8 protein-coding genes and 1 pseudogene are annotated in these 17269 nt (G+C 61.9%); 4 read left to right on the top strand and 5 right to left on the bottom strand.

Going from position 1 to position 17269, the window contains the following annotated elements:
* Positions 1-7244 (bottom strand): retention module-containing protein (locus PTT45_RS08980; protein ID WP_273812781.1); only part of this gene is annotated, 7244 nt, incomplete at its 3' end.
* Positions 7245-7705: 461 nt separating this feature from the next.
* Here PTT45_RS08980 and PTT45_RS08975 point away from each other — a divergent pair.
* From PTT45_RS08975 to PTT45_RS08965, 3 genes are all read left to right on the top strand, one after another.
* On the top strand, positions 7706-9061 hold the full coding sequence (locus PTT45_RS08975) for a TolC family outer membrane protein (RefSeq protein WP_273812779.1): 1356 nt from the start codon (positions 7706-7708) through the stop codon (positions 9059-9061).
* A 73-nt stretch (positions 9062-9134) separates the two neighbouring features.
* Positions 9135-11282, top strand: coding sequence for a type I secretion system permease/ATPase (locus tag PTT45_RS08970; RefSeq protein ID WP_443218165.1), 2148 nt, complete (start codon positions 9135-9137; stop codon positions 11280-11282).
* 12 nt (positions 11283-11294) lie between these two features.
* The gene (locus PTT45_RS08965) at positions 11295-12653 is read left to right on the top strand and encodes an HlyD family type I secretion periplasmic adaptor subunit (protein ID WP_273812777.1); all 1359 of its coding nucleotides are present in this window, start codon (positions 11295-11297) and stop codon (positions 12651-12653) included.
* A 7-nt stretch (positions 12654-12660) separates the two neighbouring features.
* On the opposite strand, the gene soxR is transcribed toward PTT45_RS08965, so the two are convergent.
* Positions 12661-13092 (bottom strand): redox-sensitive transcriptional activator SoxR, encoded by a 432-nt coding sequence (gene soxR / locus PTT45_RS08960; protein WP_273812810.1) that lies wholly within the window; start codon positions 13090-13092, stop codon positions 12661-12663.
* An 89-nt stretch (positions 13093-13181) separates the two neighbouring features.
* Between soxR and PTT45_RS08955 the strand changes: the two genes are divergently transcribed.
* On the top strand, positions 13182-13508 hold the full coding sequence (locus PTT45_RS08955; protein WP_273812776.1) for an antibiotic biosynthesis monooxygenase: 327 nt from the start codon (positions 13182-13184) through the stop codon (positions 13506-13508).
* Here the strand turns inward: PTT45_RS08955 and PTT45_RS08950 are convergent.
* The 3 genes and pseudogenes from PTT45_RS08950 to PTT45_RS22315 form a co-directional block, all read right to left on the bottom strand.
* Entirely contained in the window at positions 13497-14096 is a 600-nt protein-coding gene (locus PTT45_RS08950; protein ID WP_273812775.1) for a tRNA-uridine aminocarboxypropyltransferase, read from the bottom strand. The genes PTT45_RS08955 and PTT45_RS08950 overlap by 12 nt on opposite strands.
* Positions 14097-14145: 49 nt before the next feature.
* Positions 14146-15885: a PAS domain S-box protein gene (locus PTT45_RS08945; protein ID WP_273812774.1), complete on the bottom strand. Its 1740-nt coding sequence runs from the start codon at positions 15883-15885 to the stop codon at positions 14146-14148.
* Between the two features lie 115 nt (positions 15886-16000).
* A pseudogene (locus tag PTT45_RS22315) lies at positions 16001-16975 on the bottom strand (methyl-accepting chemotaxis protein); the annotation flags it as partial.
* Between the last annotated feature and the right edge of the window lie 294 nt (positions 16976-17269).

The following is a 17269-nucleotide window of genomic DNA, read 5'->3' as shown; positions in this document are numbered from 1 at the left end:
AACTGCGGATCAGAGGGATTCAGGGTATAGGTGTAGGAGCCATCAGCATTAAGCACCAGGGTGCCGTAGGTGCCGGTCAGCGTCACTGCAGTGATCGGGCCGCCTGCCACACGGTCGGCGCCCTGCGTATCGTTGGTCAGCACGTTGCCGCTCAGTGTCAACAGGCTTTCGGAGGCCGTGCTGGCATTGGTGTCACTCACAGCATCCGGCACATCGTCGACGATACGGATATCCAGGCTGTCGGTATCCGAATCACCATCCACGTCCGTCACTTTGACACTGAAGCTTTCCAGCACCGAGTTCTCACCGCCCGCATTGGCATGGGCCACCCGAGTGTCCAGCACGTAGCTGTACGACACGGTGCCACCAGTGGAAGTACCGGTGTACCCGGTGATACGCAGCGTGCCCGCAGGGCTATCGACCAACAGGTTGGTGGTACCGGAGTTCTGCAGCTGAGCCAGCGAGTAGTTGGTGCCGTTCAGACTGAAGGTCTGGATGCCATCCGCTGCCGAGATCGTGAAGGTCCCCGTCTGCGTCAACGCGCCGGCATTCGGGCTGCTGCCCAAAGCTAGGTCGTTCTCGTAGAGGATCTCTTCCTGGCCCTGGATATCCAGGCCATTGATGGTCACATCACCATCGTTGTTGCGGATATTCAGTACCAGACGTGCAGTATCGGTATCGCCGTCGGCATCCTTGTGGGTGTAGGTGAAGGTTTCCGTACCGGTACCGCCACCACCCAGAGCGATGAACTGTGGATCAGAGGGATTCAGGGTATAGGTGTAGGAGCCATCAGCGTTAAGCACCAAGGTGCCGTAGGTGCCGGTCAGCGTCACCGCAGTGATCGGGCCGCCAGCCACACGGTCGGCGCCCTGCACATCGTTGGTCAGCACGTTGCCTGTCAGTGTCAGCAGGCTTTCGGAGGCCGTGCTGACATTGGTGTCGTTAAAGGCATCCGGGATGTCATCGATGATCGTCACATCCAGGCTTGCGGTATCAGTGTCACCATCGTCATCGATCGCCTGGACGACGAAGCTCTCCTGAATGCTATTTTCCCCACTGCCTGTGGGATGACTGGCGTTATCCACCAGGGTGTAGCTGTAACTCACCACACCGGTCAGCTGATTGAAGCCCGTAATGGTCAGTGTATTGCCCAGCGCAGTAGTGACCGGTTGCGGGAAGGTATTGACCACTCCACCACTGACGACATTGATGCCATGGACGGTAAGGCTTTGCAGCCCGTCCGGCGCCACCACGGTGAACGTACCGCTCTGTACCAAAGCGCCGCTATTGGGGCTACTGCCGTCAACGAGATCATTCTCCCTGACCGTTTCGTCATTGCCGTTAAGGCCAGAGATATCGACACCATCATCCTTGCCGGTGATGGTAATGGTCAGGGTGGCTGGGGACGTATCGCCGTCGGCGTCTGTCAGGGTGTATTGGAAGATCTCGGTGAGAGACTCACCGACGCCGAGCCCCTGCACAACAGGATTGCTGTTCTGCAGATCATAGGTCCATCCACCGGACGGGCTGAATACCAGCGATCCATAGGTCCCAGTTGTGTTGGCAAAGTGGACCGTTCCGGGGCTATCAGTACCAACCGTATCATTGGTAATGACATTACCGCTGACCTTGTCAGTATCTTCGGTCATGCTCGCGGTATCGTTGACCGCCAGCGGCACACCATCCTCAACGCTGATGGTCAGAGTGGCGGTGTCCGGGTCGCCATCGGCATCGACGACGGTATAGGTAAAGATCTCGTCGATGTTCTCGGTCACATTGTCTGGAGCGACATAGGTCCAGTGACCATCACTGAACATGGTCAGGATGCCGCCAGCTGGTGTGGTGGTACTGGCACTGCCCCCGTCCGGAACAGTGACATACACCGTAGCCCCCGCGTCATTGATAAAGCTGAACTGAGTCAGCCGCAGCGGCGAATCGGCACCAGACTGGTCAACATCACCAGGTCCACCCGGACCGGCATCGGTGAGTACATTGCCTTCGAGTGGGTCAGGAACGGTCTCAGCCAGAGCTGCCGCCAGCTCATTAGGATCCTGCACGACAATGACTGTATCGCCATCGTTGCCCACTTCGCCTAGCTCATTCTCCGCATTGCCGCCCGTTGGAATCTGAATGCCAACGGCAATGACGTCGATGCCGTTGTCGTCCACGAAGCCCTGCCAGCTCGCAGGAGCATCATTCGAAGAAGGGAAAGGTTCGCCATCGGAGAGGAAGTAGACCCGATTGACGTAACCATCCAGAGTCGGATCGACCAGATCGTCCTCAAGCTCGTCGCGGGCCAGATCAAGGGCCGCGTCGTAATTGGTGTTACCACCCTCTGTCAGCGAGGTGATCGCATTCTTCGCATCGGCAGCACTGGTGCCCTCGTATACCTTGCTGGCACCGCTGTCGAAATCGATGATTTTGAAGTTGAGCGGAACTCCCAACGCCACATAGCTATTGATCAGGTTTATCAACGCTGCTTTGGCCACGTCGAGACGCGTGGCGTTCTCGAGGGTTCCGTCACCATCCAGGTCGGCCGAGACCATGTCGTCCATGCTGCCGGAGGAATCGATGATCAGGGTCAGGTTGAACGGCGGCAGGGTGTTCTCAGTCGTGCTGGCCTGATTATCGCGAGCATCCGGAACATCATCCTCAACGTTGATGATCACGCTGTTGTGCAGCACCACGGAGTCGCCATCACCATCCGTTGCCTGCACGATGCTGGACAGGTCGATCGGTAGAATATCCGTATTATCGTTGCCATCTTTGTCGGGATGATCGATCTGCCCTTTCAAGGTGAATGTGTAGTTGCCGTCGCTATCGAGTGTGAAGGTGAACACCGGATAGCCATCCGCACCACCCACAAAGGCAGTCAGGGTATCGCCATCGACCAGGTACTCAACTTCATGGCCGTTGGAGGTCAACTCCGGCAGGTCACTGGTGTCCGCATGTAAACTGAAACCACCAGGGCCGTCGGCACCAAAGCTGACAAGACCATTGAGAGAACCGCTGGCAACTGCGCCGACGCCATCACCATCGTCGATACCGTTCGGTACCAGGCTGTCTTCATCGACCTGAGTCTGACCTTCGATCTGACCGCCACGGACCAGTACAGGCACATCGTCTTCAACATTGACAACGAACAGTCCCGATGCACTTTGCGGGATGCTCACTGGGTCGCCGTCACCATCGGTGGCCGTGATCAGCTGCGTGAAATCGATACCCAGATTATCGCCAGAGCCCCAAAGCTCATCATCATTGCCGTCAGCAATCGGATGATCCAAAGGCCCTTGCAGGGTAAACGTAAAGTCGCCGTTGGCGCTGACCACCAGAGAGAACACAGGATAACCACCCACGGATGCGGCCGCCGTAGCCGTCAGAGTGGTGCTGACCAAGTTGCCATCCAGATCGAATGTTTTTTCTACTGTATAAATCAGAGGCTCACCACCTGACTCGAGCCCTTGCGCCTCAAGAATGGCCTGTGCCTCGGCCGTCGTAACCAGGCCGAAATCACCTGGACCGTCTGCTCCGAAATCAATCAGGCCCGAGAGGCCATCTTCTCCGGATCCACTGGCGACCAGAGTTTGTGGAGAATCATCGTTACCATCATGAGGACTGCTCAGGGCATCCTCATGAACGGTGAAGCGCCCCCAGTCCACCTGGATGTTGATGTCGTTGAAATCGCCATCACCTCCGCCGCTGATATCCTCCCAGTTCTGGTTACCAGGGGCGCCGTTGTCGGTGAACTGCGAGCTGCCATTGGGGTTGAGGGCTGCATTGTCGAACAGCACGTTCGCACCATCGCTGCCAATCAGTGGCTGACCGTTCAGGAAGGCCTGCCATTGACCGTCAACCTCAGCGAACGTCAGTTCTGCACCGTTCTCATAGCCATCGATCTCATTATTGGTTGCACCATCAGGGATGATGAAGAAACCAATCGAATCCGGATCTACGCCATGCAACTGGATAGGAGCGCCTACCTCCTGCACATTGGCCCAGATGATGACCCCACTCACCGGATTACCCGAACTGTCCTTGACGTAGTAGCCATAGGTATTCGAATAACCGGCAGAGCCCTCCTCCAGGCTGATGGTCAATGTCGTACCCACAGCGGTGCCGGCATTGAGCACAGGCACATCGTCCTGCACATCGATCAGCAGACTGCCATCGTCGAAACCACCTACCAGAGGGTCTCCATCACCGTCAGTGGCAGCCAAGACACCAGAGAAATCGATAGCAAAACCACTGCCGCCCAGTGTCTCGCCATCATCGCCATTCTTAACCGGGTGATCGATCGGGCCTAGCAGAGTGAACAGCCAGCTGCCATCGGCGTTCACGTCCAGACTAAATACGTCATATGAGCCAGATCCGGTACCGTCTACGAAGCCCACCAGCACATCGCCATCCATACGGAACTGCAGTGGCTGACCACCTGATTCCAGACCCTGCTCTGTGAGGGACAGCAAGGCAGCCTCTGCTGCATCGCTATCAGCGCCGATGTTGATCAGACCAAAGCTTCCAGGGCCATCCGCACCGAAGTCCACCAAGGCATTCAACGAGCCCTCACCGCCAGAAACGGTCAAGGTTTGCCCGACATCATCGTTGCCCTCGTGAGGAGCAGGCGATGAAAGGGCGTCTTCATGAACAGTCCCACCAATAGGCTCGAACTTCTCGCCACGGTCAGCCAACACCGGCACATCATCCTGAACATCAATGACGAAACCACCCGACTGGAGAGAGCCAGCAAGCGGGTCACCATCGCCATCAGTTGCAGTCAGGACACCAGAGAAATCGATAGCTAGGCCACCATCACTCAGCAGTTCGCCGTCGTCACCATTAGCCAGCTCATGGTCGAGCGGGCCTTCCAGAATGAAGGAATAACTGCCATCGGCGTTCACCTGCAGGGTGAACACGTCATAGTCCCCAGCCTCGGTACCCGTTACAAACGCGGTCAGGGTGCCAGTGCTCGTATCAATGCTGAATTGCAACGGCTGACCACCGGAAGTCAGGTTCAGCGCAGAAAGCGACTCGTAAGCGGCCTCGCTATCAGTCAGGCCGAAATCTCCAGGGCCATCTGCTCCGAAGGAGACCAAAGCGTGCAGGGCACCAGCGCCCCCAGTCACTGTCAGCTGCTGAATAGCATCATCATTGCCATTATGAGGGCTGCTCAGAGCATCTTCGTTGACCGTGCCACCAACTGGCTGGAACTCGTTACCACGCTCGGCCAAAACCGGCACGTCATCTTCGATGTCGACCGAGAAGCTACCTTGTGGGAAGCCTCCAGCCAGCGGGTCGCCATCGCCATCGGTTGCAGTGAGGATGCCGGAGAAGTCAATGCCCAGGCCGGGCAGATCCTCGGAATCATAAGTGCCATCCGGGATGGGGTGATCGATCGGGCCTTTCAGCACGAACTCCCAACTGCCATCACCGTTGACGGTCAAGGTAAAGATGGTTTCGCCGCCGGCACTGGCAGTCAGCACATTGCCAACCACCAAATAAGTCAGTGGATCGCCACCCGAGGTCAGGCCTTGTAGCTCCATGGAGCTGACGTCGGTGGAGAGGCCGAAATCGCCAGGGCCATCGGCACCGAAATTAACCAGCGCCGACAGCGACCCTTCCGGGCCAGACGCTGTGGTGGTCTGGCCACCCTCAGGGTTGCCCTCGTGAGGAGCGCCATCGGCGGTGGTGAGGGCATCTTCATGCACCATGTCCCAAACGCGCGGGAATTCTTGTCCCTCACCTTCGCCCTCGCCGCGGCCACCGGCAAGCTGTGGCACATCGTCTTCCACACTGATAACGAAGCTGCCGCCATTGAAGGTGCCCACCGAGTCACCATCGCCATCGGTGGCAGTCAGCACACCAGAGAAGTCGATCGGCAGCTCAAGTAACTCGTCGTCATTGCCATCCGGGGTCGGATGATCCAATGGGCCGACCAGAGTGAAGTTGAAGCTGCCGTTGGCACCCACTTGCAGGGTGAAGATGGTTTCGCTGCCAACCGAAGCGGTCAGCACATTACCCACCACGCTGTAGGTGAGCGCAGCGCCACCAGAGGTCAGGCCCTGGGCCTCGAGACTGGCGATAGCGGCCGGGCTACCCGACAGGCCGAAGCTGCCAAGGCCATCCGCACCGAAATTAACCAATGCGCCCAGCGCGCCCGGCCCGCCAGTGGCGACGTTGGTCACCGAGTCACCGTCGGTGATGCCCTCGGAGGTTTCGTCTTCATCGACGATGGCAGACACCTGGGCGCCTTCGCCCTCGGCGAGAACAGGACCATCGTCATTGACCAGCACGTTCAGCTGCACGGTCGGCGACACATCGCCGTCCAGGTCAAACATGCGCACGGCAAAGCTCTCGCCCACCTGATCCGCTGCGCCTGTGGCGTTGGGGTTACCGTGACTCAGGGTGTTGTCGGTCAGCGTATAGGTCCAGTTGCCAGCCGCATCCACCACGAGAATGCCGTACTGCCCCTGGACCACGCCGCCATTGGTGACGTCGATCCAGTTGCCATTGAAGTCTTGGATTTCGATGGCCGAGACGCCATCAGGGGAATTGATGATAAGCGTGCCCGAGGCCTGCTCAGAATCGGCACCAGGGTTGGTACCGTCGGCCAGACCTTCCTCGTCGACGATCGCCGGGCCAACGACGATGTTGCCGTTGAAGTCCTCGTACTCCACGTCGATGGACGGAGTGAAATCGGCGACGGGCTCGTCGGTGACGATGGGCTCAGGGTCCGGGAACTCAGGGCCGTTATTGAGGCCCTCGGTGGGGAAGCCAATGATCGGATCAAGTGCACCGCCGACTTCGTTCAGCAGCACGAAGCTGTGTCCGCCACCGATACCGCCGGCACCACCAGCGCCGCCTGCACCACCACCGCCAGGGCCAGCCGCGGTTGCCTCACCTTGCTGGGTCGGGTCGACGCCAGCCTCGATCGCCGCCTGCAGTTGCTCGACGTCGGTGAGATCACCGTCAGAGGGATTGGTGGGTGTCTGATCCTGAGCTTGGTTGGACTGGCCATCAGCGCCATCAGCCACCATCTGCTCATTAAGAGAAAGGTTGCTGTCGCGCCCGAGGGTCAGAACCTCGCCATTGGTAAGGGTTACGGCAACCGCCCCCCCCGTACCGGTAATTAATTGTTCGCCAGCATAGACACGATCACCTTCCACCAGCGGTCGACGCGTTCCATCGCCAGCTACCGCAAAGACCTCGCCGACAACCTGACTGACGACACCAATCAAAGTAGCCATGATTCCTTCCTCCGCACTACAGCTGCCGACCACTGCCGGCACGTTTCAAAAGGGTCAAAACACCTTCCGAACCCGGGAAATCGTGCGAAGAAAATCTGCTGAAATTGAACGGCGCACATGCTTGAAAGTGAAATGCGACAAAAAAGTGTCGCTCCAACTGCACCGGCCTACTCCTTCAGAAACATCCCCGCCCCTTATGCTCCAAAACTGCATTTGACCGACTGTCTTAGCTACGAACAGGCCTGAGAGCCCCGTTTTTCGCGGCTTACGGAAGAAACAATGTGCTTGTTCTCACAGAGTGCATAAGACTTTTTTCTCATAAATCTTGTGACGAATTTTTCTTAGCTACTCTGGAACTTGAACTTAGCTGTGATGTTACAGGCCTGAAACGCTCTACCAGGCCAAAAGCGTCAGCATTTTGGCGACAGGAGCCAGGCATTACCCATAAGGAGAAAAACCTCATGCCCGCACTAAAACCGCTCTGCAGTAGCATTTTGATGGCCATAGCCTGTTCTCAGGCGCAAGCCATGACGCTCTCGGAAGCCATCCAGAGCACCGTCGACAATCATCCAGAGCTGCACGCCAGCATGAATGATCGGTTGTCTGCGGACGAAGGAGTCAAGATCGCCAAGGGCGGCTACCTACCAACCGTTGATCTGCTCATGGGGTATGGGCGCGAGCAGACCGACAGCCCCAGCACGCGGGCACTGGGCGACCACAATAAAGAGACGCTGAACTACCGCGACGCCGAGCTGCGCCTGCGGCAGATGCTGTTCGACGGTTTCAACACGCCCAACGAAGTGGCCCGCACCAAATCGGTGGTCGACTCCCGTGCCTACTATGTACAGGGCACCTCCGAGAGCCTGGCCCTGCGCACCGTCGAGGTGTACCTGGAAGTGCTCAAGCGTCGCGAGATGGTGACGCTGGCGCAGAACAACCTGCAGTCGCACCAGCGGGTAAACGATCAGATCGGCCTGCGCAGCGAGCGCGGCGTCGGCAGCACCGCCGACCTGGATCAGTCCGAAGCCCGTCTGGCCCTGGCCGAGAACAACCTCTACACCGAACAGGTCAACCTGGCCGACGCCGAAGCCAACTTCTTCAGTGCCACCGGGCGCATGCCGGACGAGCTCGAAGCGCCTGCGACTATCAAAGGCGACATGCCGGCGGATCTGCCTGCCGCTCGCCAGTCGGTGATGGACAACAACCCGTTCCTCAAGTCCGCTCAGGCCGACGTGTACGCCGCCGAGAAGCAATATGAGGTGGCGAAGTCGCCCTTCTATCCTCGCTTCGATCTCGAACTGGCCACCAGTGCCGACGACAACGTGCAGGGCGATGAAGGCCACTACAACTCCTGGCGCGCCGCTGTGGTGATGAACTACAACCTGTTCAACGGCATGCGCGACAAGGCCCGCCTGCAATCGGCGGCGCACCAGATCAACCAGTCCATGGACATCCGCAACAACGCCCTGCGTGTGGTCAACGAGAACCTCATGCTGGCCTGGAACGCCATGGAAAACGCCCGCCTGCAAACGCCCAAGGCTAGGGATTACGCGGATTACACCGCGCGCGTGCGTGAGGCCTATCAACAACAGTTCAGCCTCGGTCAGCGCACCCTGCTCGACCTGCTGGACAGCGACAACGAACTCTTCACTGCCAACCGTCGCTACACCGAAGTTCGCTACACCGAAGAGTTCTCCATGTACCGCGTCATCGCTGCCATGGGCGAGCTGTTGCAGAAACAGAACGTCGTAGTCCCGGCCGAAGCTGTAGCCCTCACCGAGGTGAAGAGCGAGGCCCGCCTGCCGGATATGAAGTAGTAGTCCCGGCGAAGATGCTGCCCGGCAATGACTAGCGCCGGGCAGCCTCTCAGGAGTAGTGACCTTGACCACCATGGAACGGAGACCCTCTGGGGACCAGCGGCAGAGTCATGACGACCCGCTGCTGGACGGCCTCCTCATCCTCTGCAAGCTGCATGACTGTTCGGCCAGCCGCGCCAGCCTTACGGCCGGCCTGCCTCTGCCTGAACAGCGGCTGAGCGCCAACCTGCTGCCACGCGCAGCAGCACGCGCCGGATTGCAGGGGCGCATCCTGCGCCGCGAACTGGGCGCCATCTCGCCACTCAATCTGCCAGTCCTGCTGCTGCTCAAGGATGGTCGCAGTGCGGTGCTGCAGAAGATCGGCCCGAAGAACCAGATGCTGATCCTGCCCTGCGAGGCGGACGGCGGTGAGCAATGGGTGAACCCAGAGCATCTGGCCCTCGAGTACAGCGGCCAGGCGCTATTCGCCAAACCACAACATGAGCTGGAGGAAGCTCGCACACCGCTGGTACCGAGGGTCGAGGCCTGGTTCCGCGACACCCTCAAGCTGTCGCGCTGGCTCTACACCGACGCGGTGCTGGCCAGCCTGTTGATCAACCTGCTGGGCCTGATGGTGCCGCTGTTCGTCATGCAGACCTACGACCGCGTGGTGCCCAACCAGGCCACCTCGACCCTCTGGGTGCTGGTCATCGGCCTGTTCGTCGGCACCTGCTTCGACCTGTTGCTGCGCGTACTGCGCGCCTATCTGCTGGACGTAGCGGGCAAGAAGACCGACGTGGTCCTCTCCGCCACCCTGTTCGAACGCATCACCGGCATGTCGATGGCCGCGCGCCCGGCCACTGTCGGCGGCTTCGCCCAGAGCATTCACGATTTCCAGGGCCTGCGTGAGTTCCTCACAGCGGTAACCCTGACCAGCCTGATCGACCTGCCCTTCTCGCTGCTGATGATCGTGGTCATCGGTCTGCTCGGCGGCTGGTTGGTGATCATCCCGCTGCTGGCCTTCCCCATCACCGCCGTGTTCGCCCTGATCATCCAGGCGCGCCTGCGCGATACGGTGCAGAAGAGCCTGGCCCTGGGCGCCGAGCGCCAGGCCCTGCTGATTGAAACACTCAGCGGCCTGGAAACACTCAAATCCTGCAGCGCCGAGAGCGAACGCCAACACCGCTGGGAAAAGACCCACGGCGCCCTCACCCGCCTGGACAGCCACGCTCGCTTCCTCGCGGCCCTGGCCACCAACGGCACCATGTTCCTGCAACAGTTCGCCGGCATGGCCACCATAGTCGCCGGCGTCTACATCATCATCGCCGGCAAGCTCAGTGTCGGCGCGCTGGTAGCCAGCTACATGCTCGGCAGCCGGGTGCTGGCGCCGCTGGGGCAGATCGCCGGGCTGATCACCCGCTACCAGCAGGCACGCCTGACCATGACCAGCACCGACGCGCTGATGGGGCTGCCGCAGGAGCGCCAGGCCAAGCAACGACCGCTGGAGCGCACTCACCTCAAAGGTGCGCTGGACCTGCGTCAGGTCAGCTTCAGCTACCCGGGGCAAAGCTCGCCGGCACTGAACAAGGTCAATCTGAAAATGGCTGCCGGCGAGCGGATTGGCATCATCGGTCGAAGCGGCTCAGGCAAGAGCACCCTGGCCCGCCTGCTGATGAACTTCTACACGCCGAGCGAAGGCCAGATCCTCCTCGACAACCTCGATCTGCGTCAGCTGGACGTCGCCGACCTGCGCCACCAGATCGGCTATGTGGCCCACGACCTGCCGCTGCTCTCCGGCAGCCTGCGCGACAACCTGACCCTGGGCGCTCGCTATGTCAGCGACGCGCGCATGCTGGAGGTGGCCGAGCTGACCGGAGTGACCGAGCTGGCTCGCCAGCATCCGCAAGGCTTCGACCGCCCGGTGGGCGAGCGCGGCCAGCTGCTTTCCGGCGGCCAGCGCCAGGCGGTGCTGCTGGCTCGGGCACTGTTGCTGGACCCGCCGATCCTGCTGCTGGACGAACCGACCAGCGCCATGGACAACACCAGCGAAGACATCCTGCGCAACCGCCTGCAGACCTGGTCCCAGGGCAAGACCATGCTGCTGATCACTCACCGTACCTCGATGCTCAGCCTGGTCGATCGCCTCATCGTGCTGGACTACGGGCACGTGGTCGCCGACGGGCCGAAGGAAGCAGTGATCGACGCCCTGCGCCGTGGCCGTGTCGGCCCGGCGGCCAGCTAGCGGAGCCCCGACATGGAACTGAGCCAATCCCTGCGCGACTACTTCGGCAGCCTGAAGCGTGACAAGCAGGACACCGAGTTCATGCCCGAGGTGGACGGCGCCATCCTCGAAGACTCGCCCTGGCTGGCCCGCGCCACCGTCTGGGCGGTCAGCGCCTGCCTGATAGTGGCACTGATCTGGGCCAAGTTCGCCGTGCTGGAAGAAGTCACCACCGGCGAGGGCAAGGCGATTCCCTCCAGCAAGGTGCAGGTGATCCAGAACCTGGAGGGCGGCATCGTCACCGAGATATTCGCGCGCGAAGGCCAGGTGGTGAACAAGGGCGACGTGCTGCTGCGCTTGGATGCCACCCGCTTCATCTCCAACAAGGGCGAGACCGAGGCGGATCGTCTGGCCCTGGTAGCCCGCGTCGAGCGCCTGAGCGCCGAGGCCGAAGGCCGCCCGCTGGCCCTGCCGGAAGAGTTGGTGAAGGAAGCACCGCAACTGGCCGAGGATGAGATGGCCCTGTATCGCTCCCGCCAGCAACGCCTCGCCAGCGAGCAGAACACCCTCAAGGAACAGCTGCGGCAGAAGACCCAGGAGCTCGCCGAGTTCCGCGCCAAGGCCGGTCAGTACCGTTCCAGTCTCGGCCTGATCCAGCAGGAACTGAACATGTCGCAGCCGCTGGTCGGCACCGGCGCCATCTCCGAGGTGGAGATCCTGCGTCTGCGTCGCAGCGCGGTGGAAATGCGCGGCTCACTGGATGCCACCACCCTGGCCATCCCCAGGGCCGAGTCGGCCATGCAGGAAATCGAAAGCAAGCTCAACGAATCGACCCTCGCCTTCCGTACCGAGGCACTCAAGGAGCTCAACGAGGTGCGCACCGAGCTGACCAAGATCACCTCCACCAGCGTGGCCATTCAGGACAGAGTCAGCCGCACCACGGTGAGCTCGCCGGTGCACGGCGTGATCAAGCTGCTCAAGGTCAACACCATCGGAGGCGTGGTGCAGCCCGGTGACCCCATGGTGGAAGTAGTGCCGCTGGAGGACAACCTGCTGATCGAGGCACGCATCCGCCCGCAGGACGTGGCCTTCCTGCACCCCGGGCAGAAGGCCATGGTCAAGTTCACCGCCTATGACTACACCATCTACGGCGGACTCAAGGCCCAGCTGGAACTGATCGGCGCCGACACCATCACTGACGAGGAAGGCAACAGCTTCTACCTGATCCAGGTGCGCACCGACAAAAGCCACCTGGGCAGCGACGAGCACCCGCTGCTGATCATCCCCGGCATGGTCGCCACGGTGGACATCGTCACCGGCGAGAAGAGCGTGCTCGACTACCTGCTCAAGCCCGTGCTCAAGGCCCGCTCCGAGGCCATGCGCGAACGCTAGCCCGCAGTCATGCCTGCCAGTGCGCCCCCGGCCCCTGCTCTGCCAGTTGGTCGCCGGGGTTACGCAGCGGGCAGGCCTCCAGTGACAAGCAGCCACAACCGATACAACCGTCCAGCTGGTCGCGCAGCAGCTGCAACTTGGCGATTCGCTGCTCCAGATCCTCGCGCCAGCGCGCCGACAAAGCCGCCCAGTCCGCCGCGGTGGGATTGCGCCCTTGCGGCAGGCTGCTTAGCGCTTCGGCTATTTCCGCCAGCGGGATACCGACCCGCTGCGCCACCTTGATCACCGCCACCCGGCGCAGCGCCTCACGTGGATAGCGGCGCTGGTTGCCGGCGTTGCGCGCACTGACGATCAGGCCCTTGGCCTCGTAGAAGTGCAGCGCCGACACAGCCACTCCGCTACGCCGGGCCAGCTCGCCCACGCTCAGGTCCCGAACCATCTTCTCGTTATCGCTCACGGCGCTTGACCTCAAGTTATGTTGAGGTTTTACCCTGGCGCCGCATTCGAGTTCAAGACCGGGAGAGCCCCATGAACGAGGTTTCGCCACACGAGTCGGCCAGCTTCACCCTGCTGATCGCCATCGAATCCCGCCCGGATTGCCGCGCCGAGCTGGCGCGCCACCTGGGTGAATATCTGGAGCGGATACGCCAACACTTCGGCGAGAACCAGGGCTGCCTCGGCGCAGAGCTGAAGCTGGAGCCAGCACGCCTGATCGGTCGCCTGGACTGGCGCCGCAAGGAGGACTGGGAGACGGCCTGGGACTGCCGGCACAGTGGCGCCGAACTGCTCGGCGACAGCCTGATGCGCCTCGGCGCGCGCAGCATCCGCTTCGACAGCGCCTCGTCAGCGGCCTGAAGAGCTGCCGTGGTTGCGGCGGAAGGTGTCTTCGCCCATGGCGGCTATCTGCCCCTCGATCAGCGCATCGAAGGGCCTGAGCAGATCGTCGAAGCAGCTTTCCGGCTCCTGCAGCCGCAACGCATGGGCAATCGCCTCGATGGTCGCCAGGGCGCCCTCGCCCGGCGCCTTGCGCAGGCGATAGCGCGATTGCAGGCCCTCGGGCAGGCACACACGCGGCAACGCCGCCAACTGCGGGTTGAGATGCAGCAGCTTGCGCGCCTTGCGCCAGGTGCCGTCCGGCACCACCAACAGCATTGGCCGGCCATCGGCCTCGGGGGCCAGGGGTAGCGATTGTGCCGTCTCGCCGGGGAACAGCAGGCAGGCTCGGTAAGCAGGGTCCAGCTGCAGGTCGGTGAAGTCCTCACCCACTATTAGCTCGGCATTGGCCAGCCCCAGGGCTGCCAGGCGCGCCGTGTTCAGCGCATGGCCGACTTCATCCGGGTGCTGCAGGATCAGCACCCGGGTGCGGCTTTGCAGACGCGGGATCAGATGGCAGAGACAGTGGGTCTGCGGCCTGGCACAGCGCTCGCAGCGCGCTCGGGACATGGTGTTTTCCTCCGGCCGCGCAGTGTGCCACAGACAGCCGGAGTCTGATTCAGTGGCTGAGCTTCTGCAGCGCGCTGGCCAGGTCGCCGATGCGCTGCTTGGTCTCGTTGACCAGGCCGCCGATCTCGTGGGCCGAGTCCGCCGAGCGCTTGGCCAGGGTGCGCACCTCGTCGGCCACCACGGCGAACCCCCTGCCCTGCTCACCGGCGCGCGCCGCCTCGATAGCCGCATTCAGCGAAAGCAGGCCGGTCTGCGCCGCAATGCTGTCGATCACCGAGACGATCTGGCCAATGTGGTTGCTCGAGGTCAGCACCGCATCCATGGCCGTGTTGGTGGTGTCACGCGACTCGTGCATGGCACTGATGTCCTTGACGAACGCGGTGTAGGCGATCTTGCCTTCCAGGCGAATCTTCGCCAGCGCCAGGTTGCCCCACAACCGACCACCGTCCTTGCGCTCGATCTGCACATCGCGGCTGGTGCCGACGATCTTGTCGTGCCCGGTAGTGCGGTTGGCATTGACGTAGCCATCGTGGTTGGCCTGGATCATCTGCGGCACCAGCATCTTCACGTTCTGCCCCACCACTTCGCGGCGGTCATAGCCCCACAGGCGTTCGGCGGCGCTGTTGAAGAAGGTCACGCAGTTGTGTTCGTCGATGGTCACCACCGCGTCCAGCGCCTGCTCCAGGGTCTGGTCGATGATCTCGCGCGCTTCGTGCTCACGAGTGATGTCCTTGACGAAGGCGGTGTAGATGATCTTTTCGCCACTGCGCACCTTGGACAGCGACAGGCTGGCCCACACCCGGCCACCGTCGCGGCGCTCGATCTGTACCTCGCGGCTAGTGCCGACGATCTTGTCCGCACCGCCGTGGCGGTTGGCGTTGACGTAGTTGTCGTGGTTGGCCTGAATCATCTGCGGCACCAGCATCTTCACGTTGTGGCCAATCACCTCCTGGCGGCTGTAGCCCCACAGCCGCTCGGCGGCGGCATTGAAGAAGGTCACGTTATTGTTGTGGTCGATGGTCACCACCGCATCCAGCGCCTGCTCCAGGGTCTGGTTGATCGCCTCGCGGGTCTCGCGCTCGCGGGTGATGTCTTTGACGAAGGCGGTGTAGATGATCTTCTCGCCCAGGTGCACCTTGGACAGCGACAGGTTGCCCCACAGCTTGCTGCCGTCCTTGCGCTCGATCTGCACATCGCGGCTGGTGCCGACGATCTTGTCGCGCCCGGTAGTGCGGTTGGCGTTGACGTAGTTGTCGTGGTTGGCCTGGATCATCTGCGGCACCAGCATCTTCACATTGCGCCCCATCACCTCGTCCCGGGTGTAGCCCCAGAGCCGCTCGGCCGCCGTATTGAAGAAGGTCACGTTGTTGTGCTGGTCGATGGTCACCACCGCGTCCAGCGCCTGCTCCAGGGTCTGGTCGATGGCCTCGCGGGCCTCGTGCTCGCGCGTGATGTCCTTGACGAAGGCGGTGTAGAGCATTTTGCCGCCGACCTGCACCTTGGACAGCGACAGGCTGCCCCAGACGATGCCGCCATCCTTGCGCTCGACCTGCACCTCGCGGCTGGTGCCGACGATCTTGTCCGCACCACCATGACGATTGGCGTTGACGAAGCTGTCGTGCTGGGCCTGGATCATCTGCGGCACCAGCATCTTCACGTTGCGCCCGAGCACCTCCTCCGGGCGATAGCCCCAGAGGCGCTCGGCGGCGGCATTGAAGAAGGTCACGTTGTTGTGTTCGTCGATGCTGACCACCGCATCGATGGCCTGCTCCAGTATCTGGCGATACATCTGGGCCGAATGGCCACCCGCGAAAAAGCCCAGGAACCCTGCCTGCGTCCTCATTACCCTTCCCTCCGTGCGTCCCTACGGCGGTCGGGCGTCAGCCCGGCGGCAACGCTTTAACTCAACGGTTGAAACGCTCTGCCAGGCTATGCAGATAAGCGGCCATCTGCTCCAGCTCCTGGCTGATGCCTACACCCTGCTGGGCCTGCCCGGCGCTGTGATCGGAGAGCTGGGCAATGCGGGTGATTTGTCGGCTGATGTCTTCGGCCACGTGCGCCTGCTGCTCGGAAGCCGCGGCCATCTGCTGACTCATGCCGGTGATGCGGGTGACCGCCTGGCTGATGCCATCCAGCGCCTCGCGTACCGCCTCGACGCTGCGCATGCTGTCACGGGAAATGTCCTCGCCGCGGCTGGCGGTATTGACCGCCTTGTCCGCACCGTTGCGCAGCGAGGAGATGATCTGGTGGATCTGCTCGGTGGATTCGCGGGTGCGCCCGGCCAGTGCGCGCACCTCATCGGCCACCACGGCAAAGCCGCGGCCCTGCTCGCCCGCGCGCGCCGCCTCGATGGCCGCGTTGAGCGCGAGCAGATTGGTCTGCTCGGCAATCGAGGTGATCACGTCGGCCACACTGCCGATGGATTGCGTCGATTCGGCCAGCTCGTTCACCGCCTGGCCTATCTCCTGCACCGCGCCGGCCATCTGCTGCATGGCCTGCAGGCTGCCGCCGGCCAGGTCGCGCCCCTGCAGTGCCAGGCGGTCGGCCTCTTCGGCGGCGTGCGTGGTGCTCTGCACGTTGCTCGCCACCTCCTGAATGGTCGCCGCCATCTGGTTGATCGCGGTGGCCGACTGGTCCGTCTCGCTGCGCTGCTGCTCCAGCAGGTCGGCGCTGGAGCGCGACAGGTCGGCGGACTGGGCGGCGCGCTGGCGCACGTTCTCGCCGGCATCCTCCAGGCGCGTCAGGGCGGTCTGCAGGCGCGCCTCCTCGCTGATCATGGCCATGTCCAGCAGCCCCTGGGCGCCGCGGTTGTCGCTGTAGGTCAGCGCCACCAGGGCACTGGTGAAGGCGCGGGGATGTTCGGCCAGGGTGCGGCGAATCATCTGCCGCTTGTTGTACAGCTGGAAGGAGCCGAGGGCGAACATCACCAGCACGATCTGCGGAATCTGCAGTTTTTCCGGCAACAACAACGCGCCAGCCATGATGATCAGCGCGGCGAGTATCACCGGCCAGGAACGGATCAGGTCGTAGGTCCAGTACTCGAGCTTCGGCACCGGCGGCTTGCCGGCTCGCAGGCGCGCGTAGAGGGCTTCGGCGCGGCGCTTCTGCGCCTCATTCGGCAGAGAACGCACCGACTCATAGCCGGCCATCTTGCCATTCTCATAAACGGGTGT

The sequence above is a fragment of the Pseudomonas sp. Gutcm_11s genome (assembly GCF_028649395.1).
Lineage (GTDB): Bacteria > Pseudomonadota > Gammaproteobacteria > Pseudomonadales > Pseudomonadaceae > Aquipseudomonas.
The sequence above is the reverse complement of the archived record's forward strand: the minus strand, read 5'-3'. Positions and strand labels throughout refer to the sequence as shown.